The organism is Rossellomorea vietnamensis (assembly GCF_025398035.1).
GTDB classification, from domain to species: Bacteria; Bacillota; Bacilli; order Bacillales; family Bacillaceae_B; genus Rossellomorea; species Rossellomorea vietnamensis_B.
The window spans coordinates 563,302-576,526 of record NZ_CP104558.1 but is presented as its reverse complement, the minus strand read 5'-3'; the positions used below and the strand labels follow the sequence as shown (position 1 = coordinate 576,526).

19 protein-coding genes and 1 pseudogene are annotated in these 13,225 nt (G+C 39.8%); 16 read left to right on the top strand and 4 right to left on the bottom strand.

Annotated elements, in window-relative coordinates; all coding sequences use genetic code 11:
* Positions 1 to 91: 91 nt before the first annotated feature.
* The 4 genes from N5C46_RS03120 to N5C46_RS03105 all read left to right on the top strand — a co-directional run bounded on the left by N5C46_RS03120 (position 92) and on the right by N5C46_RS03105 (position 2,184).
* The gene (locus N5C46_RS03120; protein WP_261752262.1) at positions 92 to 922 is read left to right on the top strand and encodes an alpha/beta fold hydrolase; all 831 of its coding nucleotides are present in this window, start codon (positions 92 to 94) and stop codon (positions 920 to 922) included.
* Positions 923 to 941: 19 nt separating this feature from the next.
* Complete coding sequence (locus N5C46_RS03115) at positions 942 to 1,406, top strand: GNAT family N-acetyltransferase (RefSeq protein WP_261750872.1); 465 nt, start codon at positions 942 to 944, stop codon at positions 1,404 to 1,406.
* A 195-nt stretch (positions 1,407 to 1,601) separates the two neighbouring features.
* A complete protein-coding gene (locus N5C46_RS03110) occupies positions 1,602 to 2,027 on the top strand; it encodes a GNAT family N-acetyltransferase (RefSeq protein ID WP_261750871.1) in 426 nt (141 codons plus the stop codon).
* Positions 2,028 to 2,046: 19 nt separating this feature from the next.
* A complete protein-coding gene (locus tag N5C46_RS03105; RefSeq protein WP_261750870.1) occupies positions 2,047 to 2,184 on the top strand; it encodes a hypothetical protein in 138 nt (45 codons plus the stop codon).
* A gap of 35 nt (positions 2,185 to 2,219) precedes the next feature.
* Here the strand turns inward: N5C46_RS03105 and N5C46_RS03100 are convergent, their stop codons facing one another.
* A complete protein-coding gene (locus N5C46_RS03100) occupies positions 2,220 to 2,606 on the bottom strand; it encodes a sporulation protein (RefSeq protein ID WP_261750869.1) in 387 nt (128 codons plus the stop codon).
* Entirely contained in the window at positions 2,606 to 2,743 is a 138-nt protein-coding gene (locus tag N5C46_RS03095) for an FbpB family small basic protein (protein ID WP_261750868.1), read from the bottom strand. Before N5C46_RS03095 ends, N5C46_RS03100 begins: the two co-directional genes overlap by 1 nt.
* Positions 2,744 to 3,092: 349 nt before the next feature.
* Here N5C46_RS03095 and N5C46_RS03090 point away from each other — a divergent pair, with 349 nt between their 5' ends.
* The 3 genes from N5C46_RS03090 to N5C46_RS03080 all read left to right on the top strand — a co-directional run bounded on the left by N5C46_RS03090 (position 3,093) and on the right by N5C46_RS03080 (position 4,661).
* Complete coding sequence (locus tag N5C46_RS03090; protein WP_261750867.1) at positions 3,093 to 3,518, top strand: DUF1801 domain-containing protein; 426 nt, start codon at positions 3,093 to 3,095, stop codon at positions 3,516 to 3,518.
* Positions 3,519 to 3,716: 198 nt separating this feature from the next.
* On the top strand, positions 3,717 to 4,352 hold the full coding sequence (locus N5C46_RS03085; RefSeq protein WP_261750866.1) for an FMN-dependent NADH-azoreductase: 636 nt from the start codon (positions 3,717 to 3,719) through the stop codon (positions 4,350 to 4,352).
* A gap of 123 nt (positions 4,353 to 4,475) precedes the next feature.
* The gene (locus N5C46_RS03080) at positions 4,476 to 4,661 is read left to right on the top strand and encodes a hypothetical protein (RefSeq protein WP_261750865.1); all 186 of its coding nucleotides are present in this window, start codon (positions 4,476 to 4,478) and stop codon (positions 4,659 to 4,661) included.
* 64 nt (positions 4,662 to 4,725) lie between these two features.
* On the opposite strand, the gene N5C46_RS03075 is transcribed toward N5C46_RS03080, so the two are convergent.
* Positions 4,726 to 5,238 (bottom strand): CAP domain-containing protein, encoded by a 513-nt coding sequence (locus tag N5C46_RS03075; RefSeq protein WP_336275581.1) that lies wholly within the window; start codon positions 5,236 to 5,238, stop codon positions 4,726 to 4,728.
* 339 nt (positions 5,239 to 5,577) lie between these two features.
* Between N5C46_RS03075 and N5C46_RS03070 the strand changes: the two genes are divergently transcribed.
* The 3 genes and pseudogenes from N5C46_RS03070 (at position 5,578) to N5C46_RS03060 (ending at position 6,802) form a co-directional block, all read left to right on the top strand.
* Positions 5,578 to 5,781: a hypothetical protein gene (locus N5C46_RS03070; protein ID WP_261750863.1), complete on the top strand. Its 204-nt coding sequence runs from the start codon at positions 5,578 to 5,580 to the stop codon at positions 5,779 to 5,781.
* 15 nt (positions 5,782 to 5,796) lie between these two features.
* On the top strand, positions 5,797 to 5,967 hold the full coding sequence (locus tag N5C46_RS03065; RefSeq protein ID WP_261750862.1) for a tRNA U-34 5-methylaminomethyl-2-thiouridine biosynthesis protein: 171 nt from the start codon (positions 5,797 to 5,799) through the stop codon (positions 5,965 to 5,967).
* A 120-nt stretch (positions 5,968 to 6,087) separates the two neighbouring features.
* Positions 6,088 to 6,802: pseudogene (locus N5C46_RS03060) on the top strand (nucleotidyltransferase domain-containing protein).
* Positions 6,803 to 6,845: 43 nt separating this feature from the next.
* Here the strand turns inward: N5C46_RS03060 and N5C46_RS03055 are convergent.
* On the bottom strand, positions 6,846 to 7,226 hold the full coding sequence (locus tag N5C46_RS03055; protein WP_061809274.1) for a sporulation protein: 381 nt from the start codon (positions 7,224 to 7,226) through the stop codon (positions 6,846 to 6,848).
* A 370-nt stretch (positions 7,227 to 7,596) separates the two neighbouring features.
* Here N5C46_RS03055 and N5C46_RS03050 point away from each other — a divergent pair, with 370 nt between their 5' ends.
* The 6 genes from N5C46_RS03050 to N5C46_RS03025 all read left to right on the top strand — a co-directional run bounded on the left by N5C46_RS03050 (position 7,597) and on the right by N5C46_RS03025 (position 13,174).
* Entirely contained in the window at positions 7,597 to 9,720 is a 2,124-nt protein-coding gene (locus N5C46_RS03050) for a peptidoglycan D,D-transpeptidase FtsI family protein (RefSeq protein WP_261752261.1), read from the top strand.
* An 80-nt stretch (positions 9,721 to 9,800) separates the two neighbouring features.
* On the top strand, positions 9,801 to 9,965 hold the full coding sequence (locus N5C46_RS03045; protein WP_261750861.1) for a hypothetical protein: 165 nt from the start codon (positions 9,801 to 9,803) through the stop codon (positions 9,963 to 9,965).
* Positions 9,966 to 10,117: 152 nt separating this feature from the next.
* Positions 10,118 to 10,684 (top strand): nucleotidyltransferase family protein, encoded by a 567-nt coding sequence (locus N5C46_RS03040; RefSeq protein ID WP_261750860.1) that lies wholly within the window; start codon positions 10,118 to 10,120, stop codon positions 10,682 to 10,684.
* Between the two features lie 120 nt (positions 10,685 to 10,804).
* On the top strand, positions 10,805 to 11,284 hold the full coding sequence (locus N5C46_RS03035; protein ID WP_261750859.1) for a YjdJ family protein: 480 nt from the start codon (positions 10,805 to 10,807) through the stop codon (positions 11,282 to 11,284).
* Positions 11,285 to 11,452: 168 nt separating this feature from the next.
* Complete coding sequence (locus N5C46_RS03030; RefSeq protein WP_261750858.1) at positions 11,453 to 11,863, top strand: MerR family transcriptional regulator; 411 nt, start codon at positions 11,453 to 11,455, stop codon at positions 11,861 to 11,863.
* A gap of 42 nt (positions 11,864 to 11,905) precedes the next feature.
* Positions 11,906 to 13,174, top strand: a complete 1,269-nt coding sequence (locus N5C46_RS03025) for a hemolysin family protein (RefSeq protein ID WP_261750857.1) — start codon at positions 11,906 to 11,908, stop codon at positions 13,172 to 13,174.
* Positions 13,175 to 13,225 lie beyond the last annotated feature (51 nt).

Here is a 13,225-nt window from a genome sequence, read left to right as displayed (position 1 = left end):
CCTTTTTTTAAAACTTAGCATGATTATGTTGGATGATAATGGTAAGATAAAAGAATAAGAGATGGAAAGAAATACATAGGGGATGAACACCATTAAACGTTATTTTATTCAAAAACAACTCCAGCAAATACACGTAACGGAATGGGGAGACCCTGCGAAACCAGTGATTTTTTGTCTTCATGGCTTGGGAAGTACAGGGCTCAGCTTTATAGAAATAGCGAACGATTTAAAGGAAGACTATAGAATCATTTCCATCGATGCACCTGGTCATGGAAAGACTGCACCATTTGAACGCGGGGAAAATTATGAAATGAATAACATGGCAGAATGGCTGAATGAAGTCATTGAGCTCCTTGAGATCGATTCATTCTATTTCCTGTCTCACTCATGGGGGAGCTTTGTTGCCCTATTTTATGCAGCCGATTATCCCGAAAAGATCATGGAACTGATGTTAATCGATGGAGGTTATCAGGGAAAACGGCATTCACTACAAACCGTAGAAGAAGAAGTCGCTTATTATGAAAAAGATTTCGAACAGACGTGGGAAACATGGGAAGATTTCCTCACCCTCGTTAAGAGTGAAACGTTAAATTGGTCCTCTTTAAAGATGGTGGCCGCTCAAGATCTTTCCCTTTATCAAGATCACCAATATTATTGGCATGCCCGCGGGGAGACAGCAGCTCACATCATCCGTGCCATGCATAAAGATGAGGCCGAGGATATTTATCACAAACTTGATAAACCGGTTTTATTATTAAGAGCTTCCCTTCCTGAAAATCTTGCTGAAACCCGTAGAAAGACAGCCGACACCTTTAAGGTACAGGCAAGGGGGGAAGTAAAATGCATTCCGGGAACCACCCACCTTCTTCATTGGGACCGTCCTGAAATGGTAGTGAGGGAAATAAGACAGCGCTGGAAATAACTAAAGGAGGAATCACTCTATGATTACATTAAAAACGATGACAGAGAACGAATATAACGATTGGATAAAAGAGTCCATCAAGGAATATGCAGAAGAAAAAACGAAGGCAGGCAATTTCAAGAAAGAAACGTCCCTGGAGCAGGCAGAGGAAGAATTTAATAAGCTTTTACCTGAGGGAAGGGAAACAAAGGATCATTATTTATTTACCCTGTTTCATGAAGAGAGCAAGGAAATGGTGGGTAACTTATGGGTTCATTTAAATGATGAAGCAAAGGAAATCTTTATATATGATATTAAGATCCATGAGAGCAAAAGGGGATCAGGGTATGGGAAGGAATCGTTAGCGTCGTTGGACTCGTTTGCAAGGGAAAAAGGTATCCCGAAAATATCCCTTCATGTATTCGGTCATAACAAAACAGCTATATCCTTGTATCAAAAAACAGGTTATGAAGTAACAAATGTATTAATGTCCAAATCACTTTAAAACAAAAGGGCACCTGTTCATTCGGTGTCCTTTTCTACATAGAGGGGGATCTTTCACCATGACGGCTGTAAAAGAAATATATCGTTTTGATGACAGTTATTTCTTTATTGGAGATGCAGAGATACTTATGATAGTTCTCATCTTGGTCTTAGTATTTATTTACATATCATTAATGAAAAGAAGGTCGTGACTGTTATGAGAGAGGTAAAATATGCTCAATTATCAGATCTGGAACCGATCGTCGCGATTGATCAACAAGTCATCGGGCATGCAAACAGGAGGGGAGAAATCGAGAAGGCGATAAGGAATCAAGCATGTCTGGTCATCAAAGAAGGAAAGGCTACTGGCTTTCTCTTATTCAATACCCAGTTTTTTGAGAACGCGTTTGTCTCTCTGATCATCATTGCTCCCGAGGAGAGAAGAAAAGGGTATGCGTCATCCTTATTGAAATATTTTGAGAAGAATTCCCCAACGGAAAAAATCTTTTCATCTACTAATCAGTCAAACATTGAGATGCAAAAAGTTTTTCAAAAGAATGGATACACTCCAAGCGGAATGATAGAAAACCTGGACCCTGGAGATCCTGAGCTGATTTACTTTAAATATAAAAAGAATCAATGAGATTGGGGGACTAAAATTGATGATCATGGTATTAGCTGTGTTTCTTCTTATTTTCTCGTTTGATTTCACAAAATTCAGGAAGCAGAATCAGACGATGATCGAGCAGCATGAAAGGATCATTTCACTACTTGAGGACATTAAGAAAGAAAACACTTGATAAAATTGGCTCGCAGACGTTTGCGAGCCATTCTTCTATTCAATTGAAATATAATCTTCATCCACGCTTTCAACCCCCTGGTCAAACGTCAGCTTCGTCTTGAACAAGTAACGGACGCCATCTTGAGAATAATGGACTCCTTGGGGAATCCGGTAGGTGAATGACAGTTTATTTCGTTCATCTGCCCTGATAATATCCGATTTTAATATAGTGGTAGAATCAATGAGTTTCTCTTCTTTTCCATTCTTATCAATCATCACTAAATCACATTCAACCCGCCTCAGCTTTTGTTCGATGATGCCACCTTCTAAAAAGAAGTAACCATGTAAAAGTTCTCCTTGTTTAAATGAGGTTTTAGGCAGGACAAGATCAATATTCGCTGACCCGACACCGAAGAGGGACATGTATTTACGCAGTATCATTAAGCATGCTCCTTTTTGGCAGTAGTATATTTCATATCGACTTTTTCTTCGATTTTGTCCATTTCCCGTCGATTTCTAATAATTTCTTCTTTGTTTTCTTCTATTAATTGAGAGAGGTTTGATTTTAATTTTTTCATCGTCCATTACTTCCTTTCAAAGTGAAATAATAAAGAAAAGACCTTTACCAATGGAGGTAAAGGTCTTTTCTGGACATATATAAGCCTTCACCAACTGGTAAAGGTCTCGCTAACAACATGGTTGTCAATAAAGCCGAGAGCATGAACTCTGTAATGACGACTTTATTGTTACAGCTACTCCCCTTTAGGAGAATATTAAATTATGACACAATCATAAATGAAACAGAGATTGATGTCAACGGATAAGAAACACTTGTATAATTTCTATATAATAAGACACCATGCAGGAATCTCCAGGTCGATAAGAGAAGTAGTGGGTTAGGGTGAAAAGGAAAAAGGAGCTGGTCAAATGTATGAATTGAAAACGAAACAAAATGATGCGAGTGTCATAGAATTTATTGAGGGAGTGGAAAATCCTAAAAAAAGGGAGGATGCTTATCGGCTACTGGATATTTTCAGTGAAACAACCGGCTTTGAAGCAAAGATGTGGGGGCCAAGTATCATCGGATTTGGTTCTTATCATTATAAATACAAAACGGGTCACGAGGGAGATGCTCCATTAGTGGGGTTTTCACCGAGGAAGGCCAAAATAAGCTTATATTTTGCAACAGGTGACCCTGAAAGAGCTAAGCTCCTGGAGTCATTCGGGAAGCATACATCCGGTAAGGCGTGTGTGTACATAAATAAAGTAGCAGACATTGATGAATCGGTGTTAAAGCAATTGATTCATCAGTCTGTCTCCTTTTTACTAAAAACATATCCTGACAGTGATTAAGTTTTTTATAAGGAATCAGTCTCATTCATGTGACTAATTCCTTATTTTTTTTGACTGAAAGCTTTTTATTTGTAATTCAAGATAATATCCTATAATATTAATCTTGAATTAAGACTATCACGGTTCGAGATACATGATTTCAAATCATTTCAAAACCTTGATAAGGATCATTTCACATTCAGAAAGGGACGATTCAACATGACGAAGGTATTATATATTACAGCACATCCACACGATGACACACAATCTTACAGCATGGCTGTAGGGAAGGCATTTATCGACGCGTATAAGGAAGCAAATCCTGGTCACGAAGTTATTACTTTGGACTTATATAAGGAAAACATCCCACAAATCGATGCTGACGTATTCAGCGGCTGGGGCAAACTACAATCAGGTAAAGGATTCGAAGAACTTTCTCAAGAAGAACAGGCAAAGGTTGGCCGACTTGGTGAATTATCGGATCAGTTTGTCGAAGCTGATAAATATATTTTCGTTACACCATTTTGGAACTTCTCATTCCCTCCAGTAATGAAAGCATATATTGACTCTGTATCAGTGGCAGGTAAAGCCTTCAAATATACGGAGCAGGGACCGGTTGGTCTTCTGACAGACAAAAAAGCTCTTCACATTCAAGCACGTGGAGGAATCTACTCAGAGGGCCCGGCAGCCGCAATGGAAATGGGACACCGCTACCTGGAAGTAATGATGCAATTCTATGGCGTTCCTTCATTCGAAGGATTATTTGTGGAAGGACATGCAGCCATGCCTGATAAAGCCGCTGAAATCAAAGAGAATGCCATTGCAAGAGCAAAAGATTTAGCACATACATTTTAATAATAGAGGGAGTCAACATTATGTTGGCTCTTTTTTTATTTCCATTTATTTAAACCATTTTTAAAAAACACGAAACTCCAGCCACATTTCATTCGTATAGAGAGAGGAAAGGGAGTGGGAAAAATGAAGGATCAGGAATTTATTGAAATTGTGTTAGGGGAAGATGAATCACTCGCAGCCTTGTTGCAAACGCTGGTAACCCAAAAGAGGGAAGAATTAGGAACGCATGCCGTTTACGTTCAAGAAGTTATTTCTACATATGGCAATGGCTTCACGGTTATTCTTGAAATCAGCCGCAGCACTTACTAGATGAAAGAGGGAAAACATTAAAAAGAGACCCCGGTACAGTACCAGGGTCTACAATTATCATTCATTATCTTTTTATGAACATTTGAGTCCAATAATGACCGTACGATCCACCCTTCACATAACCTACCCCAATTTCTGTATAAGTTGGGGAGAGGATATTTTTTCTATGACCTTCACTGTTCATCCACGCTTCTACCACTTCAGATGGAGTCCTTTGACCTGCAGCGATATTTTCTCCTGCTGCCTGGTAGGAAATCCCGAAGTCCTTCATCATTTGGAATGGGGATCCGTATGTCGGGGATGTATGACTGAAGTAGTTCTTCGCAATCATGTCTTCCGACTTATAGCGAGCGACACGGGACAACTCCCAATTTTCCTTCAATGGGGGTAAACCCACTTTTGAACGCTCCATATTTACGAGTTTCACTACTTCATATGTATAACTTTCAGCAGTGGCATTTGCTCCTGGGATATTTATGCTTTGACCAGGATAAATCATATTCGGGTTACTGATCCCGGGGTTTGCTGAAATCAGCTCGGATACTCCAACCTGATGTTTCACGGCAATCTTCCACATCGTATCCCCATAAGTGACCGTGTAGGTACCGGCAGCGGCAACTTTGGAAGAATGGCCAAATCCAATGACAAAAGTGACAGACAACAATAAGATAGATAAAAATTTTAAAGTTTTCATAGTTCTATTGAAATATAATTCTGTTAATTTTTAAACAGGTAGTTGTTACCACTATTGAAGGAACACCGTGTTATCAATATATAGTAAATTTTACTAGGATCATTCGACGGTTACTTTCTAATCAGAACAGAACAATTTAATCCCATATTATGGTCTTCCTTTGATATACTTATTAATAAAGATGTTTAGATAGCCGAGATACATACTAAAGGAGTGTAGCGAATGAACTGGTTGAATTGGAACGATCTTTTAGCCCCGTCCAATCCATATACGGCCGTTTTTTTCGGGATCATCCTCACCATAGTGGTTGCCTTCAGTATATGGGTTGAAACACGACAAATACGCATCCTTTTTATTGCAATTGTCTCAGGCGGTTTAACCACCATCATCGGAGTCGGACTGCTTACGATGGTGGGATTCTATTAGGAAGGATGAAGTGATATGAAATCCATTTTCTTAGTCATATTCGGTGCCATCCTGGGATGGGGAATCACAGGTTTTTTCACGGAAGGTTTTGAAACGGATTATCTGTTTATCCTGATTATAGGAATCGTGATCGGACACAGTTTAGGGCGTAGAAAGGAAAAAGAAGAATTTACAGAATCTATTTGAAAGGCATGTCTGTTTATTAAAAAAAGACAGGAAACTATACTTATATGAAGCATTTATCATTGGAAAGATATGATTTAGTGTTATTTTTCTTGGAAGAACTCATCTTCCAGGGAGAAAGGGATGTTAGATATGATAAGACCAACACCAATTGAAGCCGCAAAGCTTTTCATCCATGAACAATTTCCCGCCTGTCAAGCTGCCCTTCTCGGAGGAAGTGTCGTGAGAGGAGAAGAGACACTAACATCGGATCTTGATATTGTCGTCATCGATGAACACCTCCAATCCGAATACCGAGAATCCCTTATTTCTCATGGATGGCCGATAGAACTATTCGTACATAACCTAAAAACCCTCCGTCACTATTTCCAATTGGACTACCAACGGGCCCGGCCCTCCTTACAAAAGATGGTTTCAGAAGGGATTCCACTCATTGACCACACAATCATCGACACAATCAAACAGGAAGCAAATAATATGTTGAGGGACGGACCTCCCGAATGGTCAGCAGAGACCATTCGGTTGAAGAGATATTTTCTTACGGATGCCCTTGATGATTTAATCGGTTCGACGAAGAGAGGGGAAAGTATTTTCATAGCGAACTCAATTGGTGAATTGCTTCATGAATTCGTGCTCAGATCGAATCGTCATTTGGATTGTCCGTGCATTACATGAGTATGATCCGCAATTTGCCAAGGAATTTGTAGATGCTTTCGAACATTTCTATAGAAAAGATGACAAAACGGAAATTGTGAGGCTGGTCGAAACTGTTCTCCAGACACACGGTGGAAGATTATTTGAAGGATTTTCGGTAGGAAAAGATCATGAAACTAGTTAACATTCAAAAGCCCTTCCGAATAGAAGGGCTCACATGTATATCATTATACTAGAATCTGAAATTCATCGTGATCGACGCTGTTGACACCATCATCAAAGACAAGTCGGGTGACGAACTTATAAGAAACCGTCTCACTGCTTGGTGGAAATGCATCTGAAAGTCTGCACGAAAAGTGAATGGTGCGTTGTTCGTTTGCTTTCATCGTTGATGAGCTTAGTATGGTATTCTGATGAAGAACTGAAGAACGTTTATCGTCGTACTGTAAAAGATCGGTCTCAATCCTCTTTAATTTCTGCTCTACCCGACCGCCGGTGAGTTCGTATTCACCCTTGATGACATCTCCTGGTCGAAACTCCTTCTTATTCAATACCAAATCAATTTTTGTTGCTCCAATACCGAACCTGCACATCAGTTTGCTAAACATAACAGCCTTCAACCTCTCAATCATCTAGTTACCAATTCTACGCATTAAGGAGAGCTTTGGTTTCATTTTTATTGCTTTGAATACGACTATATTCTAAAAGAAACGGAACCGATTTGTCTACACTCCTTCTTCGACATTTTTCGCAGTTTCTTAAACCTCACACATATGCATATTCACCCCTGTATTTCACCATCAATACCCAATGAAGTAAGTTTAATGGGATTTATTCCATATAGAGGTAGAAATGTAGTCGAATTTTCTATAAAATAGGACTAGAACATTATCATATTTTGGTAAAATACGAGCTTAAAAGGGGTTATACAAATTGAAGGAAAAGAAGAAAAAGAAAAAAACTCATGTCCCATTGAGAATGAATTTATTGTTTATTTCGGTCTTTTTTCTATTTTCACTTCTGATTCTTCGTCTTGGAATTGTACAAATCGTGCAGGGAAACCATTATGAAGCAGAAGTCGCAAGAACTGAAAATGTCAAATCCCATAATGGAACACCTCCGAGAGGGAAAATCTATGACCGATATCGGAATGTCATCGTCGACAACGTTCCACTGAATGCCATTACATACACGAGAACGCAAACGACGAAGCCTAAAGATATGCTGAAGGTTGCCGAGAAATTAGCTGAATTGATTGAAATGGATACAAATAAAATTACCGATCGAGACCGTCAGGATTTCTGGCTCCTCACTCATCCTGATCAAGCGAAAAAGCTTGTTTCAAAAGAAGAAATAAAGAAGTTGGAAGATGATGAAGAGCTGGCAGAAGATGAGAGAAACAAAAAGATTTACGAAATACAACTTGAGAGAATCACTGAAAAGGACATCAACTCCTTTTCGAAACAGGAAGAAGAAGTACTGGCGATTTTCCGTGAATTCAATACGGGGTATGCCCTGAGTCCACAGATCATCAAAAATAAAGATGTATCGATGGAAGAGATGGCGAGGGTGAGTGAACGATTATCTGAAATGCCCGGTGTGAACGTCACTACGGACTGGGAAAGGAAGTATGTGAATGATAGTACGCTGAGGACTATTTTAGGCAGTGTTTCCACCTCCCAGCAAGGACTGCCAAGCGAACTTGTAAAAGAATATAAAGCTCAGGGGTATGCTTTGAATGATCGGGTTGGAAAGAGTTATTTTGAATCAGAGTATGAAAATATACTTAAAGGACAAAAAGAAGAAATCGAGTACATTACGAAAAATGGCAGCGTCCTTGATACACAGCTTGTAAGCGAAGGACATAGTGGTAAGGATGTCGTATTAACAATTGACTTACAGCTCCAGAAAGAAATTGAAAAGATTGTTGAAGAAGAGCTTAGCAAACAAGCCTCAAAATATTGGGAATCCCCGTTCCTGGACCGTGCATTCGTCGTCATGATGGATCCGCATACAGGAGAGATCCTCTCCATGGTAGGAAAGAAGTATGGTAAAGATGAAAACGGAAAGACGGAATTACAGGATTATGCTTTAGGAACATATACTTCTGAATATGGAGTAGGATCAGCTGTAAAGGGTGCTACTGTGTTGACGGGGTATATGACTGGGGCGTTGAATGTTGGGGATGTTTTGTATGATGAACCGATAAAAATAAAAGGAACTGACACAAAAAAATCATGGTTCAGTGGCACAAGATATTTGAGTGATATACAAGCGTTAGAAATTTCCTCAAACGTTTACATGTTTAAAACTGCAATAAAAATCGCTGGCGGGGTATATGTCAGGAACCAGCCCATCGATATGGATCCTAAAGCGTTTGATACCATGCGAAATTACTACAGTCAGTTTGGACTGGGCGTAAAAACGGGCATCGATCTACCTGGTGAAGTTGAAGGGTTAAAAGGGAAAGAAAGAGAGCCGGGAAAATTAATGGATTTCGCCATAGGGCAATATGATTTATATACACCTATGCAGCTTGTGCAATATGCATCCACAATCGCCAACGGTGGTTTCAGGATGGAGCCTCATTTAATGAAAGAAGTTCGAGAACCAAGTCAGGAAAGGGATAAGGTTGGGCCTTTGATTTACGAAAATGAAGCTCAGGTCTTAAATCGAATTGATGCCACGGAAAGAGAAATACAGCAAGTCCAACGAGGCTTTTATCAAGTTGCTCATGGAGCAAATGGAACAGCGAATAATTTTAGAAACGCTCCATATGATGCTGCAGCTAAATCCGGTACAGCCGAAGCATTTTACTACAGTCCAGAAGAAAAAAGACAGTATGATACCTATAACACTACATTAATCGGCTATGCACCATATGACAATCCTGAAGTAGCATTCTCAGTGGTTCTCCCATATTCACATCAGGATAAAGATCCGTATGTAAACAAAACCATCGCCAAAAGAGCTATGGACAAATACTTCGAGTTAAAAAAGCAATATGAAAAACAAGGCTACTACAACTCTTCAACAGAAGAGAAAGTCCGTAATGCCGATGAACTGGAAAACACAGGAGAACCTGGAACAACAGAAGAATAATTCTGTCAAATATGAAACCTGCCGCTTTTTCAAACGTAGATATAGGTAAGGAAAGTATTCCTTTTGGAGGTGCAGTGCACATGCTATGGTGGATTATAGGAATTGCCGTTGTGTTCGGTATAATAAGTGGTCTTCTTAGACGTAAGTTCTCCCAGAATACATTCGAAGCCGGTAATCAAAACGAAAGGCAACTGCAGGAAGAAGAACGTGTAAAAGCGAGCAGCTGGTTTAACGGTGGGCAGTGATAGAAAAAATGCCAGGAAAAGTTTCCTGGCATTTTCTTTTGACAACATTGAAGGCTGAACCTAAAAACAATACATATGGTAACTGAATCAGAAATTCAAAGTCGTTCGAATGACTTCAAAAGGATGTAGAAATTGAACGAGGAGAGAATAACGTGATCAAGTCAGAACATGATATATTGGAGCTTGTTGAACAAGATCCCTGGATGATGGAAGTTCTTAAAACAGCACATAAACTGCACCTGCCTGACTGGTGGATCTGTGCAGGTTTCGTCAGGACGAAAGTGTGGGATACACTGCATGGGTATTCAAACAAAACGGACTTGCCTGATATTGATGTCGTGTATTTTGATGCTTCAAATACAGATGAACTATATGAGAAATATATAGAATCCCGATTGAAGGAGGAAGCTCCCTCCGAACCGTGGTCTGTGAAAAACCAGGCAAGAATGCATAATAAAAATGGAGAAGCGCCATATACCTCCTCGATTGATGCCATTTCCCGTTTTCCGGAGACTGCCGCCTCTATTGCTCTGAAACTGAACGAGAAAAATGAGCTTATCTTGACAGCCCCTTGGGGGATAGAAGACTTGCTTTCTCTTCAAATAAAGCCGACTCCACCTTTCAAAGAAAAAGAGGCACTGTCGTCCATTTATGAAAAAAGAGTGCTGGAAAAACAGTGGGATACAAAATGGTCAATGGTGAAAGTTCATAGTATCTGAATTGAGGGACGGACCTCAATTTGGCACTTTATGTCGGGGGTGAACCTTTGGTATGAAAGGACTTTCTTACATAAAAAGAGAAATTATTGAGGTCCGTCCCTCAAAGGAAAGGAGAAGATTATGTCTATTAAATATTGGTCACAAGTAGGAATCGGATTGCTTGTCCTCGGTTTTTCGACTCTGGTTAGTTGGTATGAGGGGAGTGCATTGTTGGACCATTCCTGGGAGTGGAGGTATTCGGCTCCTTTTAGTGAGATGGTTCATGAAAGTGTAACGGGTCAGAATGATATTGTGGCCCTTGATTTCTTTGTATATGCGGCGAAGTTCACGCCACTTTACCCGGGTATGATGATAATCAGCGCCAGTTATCTTTTCATACTGATTGGATTTAAGTTATTTAAACAATCAGGTTTCCGGATTTTCCTCGCTCTACTTGGTGCGATCTATCTTACGTTATGTTATGTCATTTCCTCATCACCTACTGCGGGTGGGAACACATTATTCCGGTTGTTCCAAGTGGTGGGAGTATTGATGATAGTAGCAGCATGCGTCATTCACGTAGTGCCATTCTTACGATTAAGAAGGCCTTACAACCAATAGAGGGACGGACCTCAAAATACTTCACTATTTCAAGTGAAATCCCTTGTTATAAAGCATTTACCTCTAAAAATAGATGGATTATTGAGGTCCGTCCCTCAAACCGTAACGTTTAACTGTACGGTTTTGTTAAAATGCAGTATACTACTCTAGAGGTGATCACTTGGGAAGTTGTATCGAATAGGCGAGCTGTCGAAGTTAAGTGAAGTATCAAAGCGAACGATTGATTATTACACGAAAATGGGTTTATTAAAATGCGGCAGGTCCCGTAATAATTATCGATATTATCATGAAGAGGCATTAGCTGACTTGAAACTGATTGAACAATGTCAGCGGATGAAAATGAGCCTACATGAAATCAAAGATCGTATGATTTTATTGAAATCCAATCAGGTGGATCAATCCGTGCTTGAAAAGCAGGTAACACATATTCGAGATGAAATGAAGCATTTGCATAATGAATTACATGAAGTCCTGCAGGCGATGGAATCATTAGGGGATGAAGACCGCAATCGCATGTTGAAGCAGGTTACCCCACAGGCTTTAGCCTTATTTCAAACATTAATGGTTTTTTCTGGTTAATCCAGCATAATAGATAAGCAACTACAGGAGAGTGACTTTTTTTTGGACGATATACCACTGAATTCATTAGTATTACTTGGAGCATTAATCCTTTTATCTGCCTTTTTCTCATCGGCGGAAACGGCTTACTCAAGCGTAAATAAGATCAGACTTAAGAATTTCGTAAGTGAAGGAAGAAGAGGAAGCATCAAAGCGCATTATATTGCTGAGAATTTTGATAAAGCACTGTCTACGATATTAGTCGGGAACAATATCGTGAACATCGCGGCAGCAAGTATTTCAGCAAAGCTTGCGACAGATATTTTCGGAGGGAACACGGGACTTGTCATCAGTACGTTTGTCATGACGCTGTTAATTCTGATATTCGGAGAAATCCTCCCGAAATCATTGGCGAAAGAAAACGCAGAAACGTATTCCCTGACCATATCCGGCGTGCTTTTTTTCTTAATCAAGGTCCTTACACCGATCAACTTCTTTTTTATAAAATTAAAGGAGTTGGTATCGAAATTCTTCTCGAAAGATCACGAGATGCCGTCAGTCACAGAGGAAGAGTTAAAGGTAATGCTTGATATTAGTGAAGAAGAAGGAGTCATCGATAAAGAAGAGAGGGAGCTGATCCATCGCTCAATGGACTTTGATGATATCCTTGCTACCGAGGTCCTGACTCCCCGTATCGATGTCAAGGCCGTTGAAGTGAATCAGCCGATTGAAGAAATCAAAGAAATGTTCTTCGAAGAACGTTTCTCACGGATTCCTGTATATGAGGATCATATCGATAACATTATCGGAATCCTTTCGGAAAAAGAGTTCTTTACTCACTTGATCAAGTTCGGTGAAGTAAACATACGGGAATTGATCCGGGAACCAATGTTCATTTTTGAATCGGTTAAAATCTCTTCCCTTCTTACTAAGCTTCAAAAGAACAATGTGCATATGGCCATTGTAGTGGATGAATTTGGTGGAACTACCGGAATCATCACCCTTGAAGATATCCTGGAAGAGATTGTAGGGGAAATCTGGGATGAGCAGGATGAGAAAACTCATTCCATGAGGAAAATCAGCGATAAAGAATATCAATTCGATTCCCAATATCAATTGGATGAATTCACAGAGTTACTCGACGTACCAGAGCCGGAAAGCTCTTACCATACACTTGGGGGATGGGTCGTTGAAAGCTTTGAAGATCTCCCATCAGAAGGTGACAGCTTCGATTATGAAAACTTAAAGGTGAGCGTAGAAGAAGTGGATAACCGCCGGGTACGCACAATCAAAGTGGAAATCTTAGAAGAAAAAACCGGAGACCCCGTTTAAAATACGTTAAAAAAACAGGCTTAGCTGCCTGTTTTTTTATACGAAATCGAA

Excerpts from the sequence above, each read along its gene's own strand:
- N5C46_RS03115 (WP_261750872.1), top strand. The coding sequence starts at position 942 with ATGATTACATTAAAAACGATGACAGAGAACGAATATAACGATTGGATA.
- N5C46_RS03110 (WP_261750871.1), top strand. The coding sequence starts at position 1,602 with ATGAGAGAGGTAAAATATGCTCAATTATCAGATCTGGAACCGATCGTC.
- N5C46_RS03105 (WP_261750870.1), top strand. The coding sequence starts at position 2,047 with ATGATCATGGTATTAGCTGTGTTTCTTCTTATTTTCTCGTTTGATTTC.
- N5C46_RS03100 (WP_261750869.1), bottom strand. The coding sequence starts at position 2,606 with ATGATACTGCGTAAATACATGTCCCTCTTCGGTGTCGGGTCAGCGAAT.
- N5C46_RS03095 (WP_261750868.1), bottom strand. The coding sequence starts at position 2,743 with ATGAAAAAATTAAAATCAAACCTCTCTCAATTAATAGAAGAAAACAAA.
- N5C46_RS03090 (WP_261750867.1), top strand. The coding sequence starts at position 3,093 with ATGTATGAATTGAAAACGAAACAAAATGATGCGAGTGTCATAGAATTT.
- N5C46_RS03085 (WP_261750866.1), top strand. The coding sequence starts at position 3,717 with ATGACGAAGGTATTATATATTACAGCACATCCACACGATGACACACAA.
- N5C46_RS03080 (WP_261750865.1), top strand. The coding sequence starts at position 4,476 with ATGAAGGATCAGGAATTTATTGAAATTGTGTTAGGGGAAGATGAATCA.
- N5C46_RS03075 (WP_336275581.1), bottom strand. The coding sequence starts at position 5,238 with ATGTGGAAGATTGCCGTGAAACATCAGGTTGGAGTATCCGAGCTGATT.
- N5C46_RS03070 (WP_261750863.1), top strand. The coding sequence starts at position 5,578 with ATGAACTGGTTGAATTGGAACGATCTTTTAGCCCCGTCCAATCCATAT.
- N5C46_RS03065 (WP_261750862.1), top strand. The coding sequence starts at position 5,797 with ATGAAATCCATTTTCTTAGTCATATTCGGTGCCATCCTGGGATGGGGA.
- N5C46_RS03055 (WP_061809274.1), bottom strand. The coding sequence starts at position 7,226 with ATGTTTAGCAAACTGATGTGCAGGTTCGGTATTGGAGCAACAAAAATT.
- N5C46_RS03050 (WP_261752261.1), top strand. The coding sequence starts at position 7,597 with ATGAATTTATTGTTTATTTCGGTCTTTTTTCTATTTTCACTTCTGATT.
- N5C46_RS03045 (WP_261750861.1), top strand. The coding sequence starts at position 9,801 with ATGCTATGGTGGATTATAGGAATTGCCGTTGTGTTCGGTATAATAAGT.
- N5C46_RS03035 (WP_261750859.1), top strand. The coding sequence starts at position 10,805 with ATGTCTATTAAATATTGGTCACAAGTAGGAATCGGATTGCTTGTCCTC.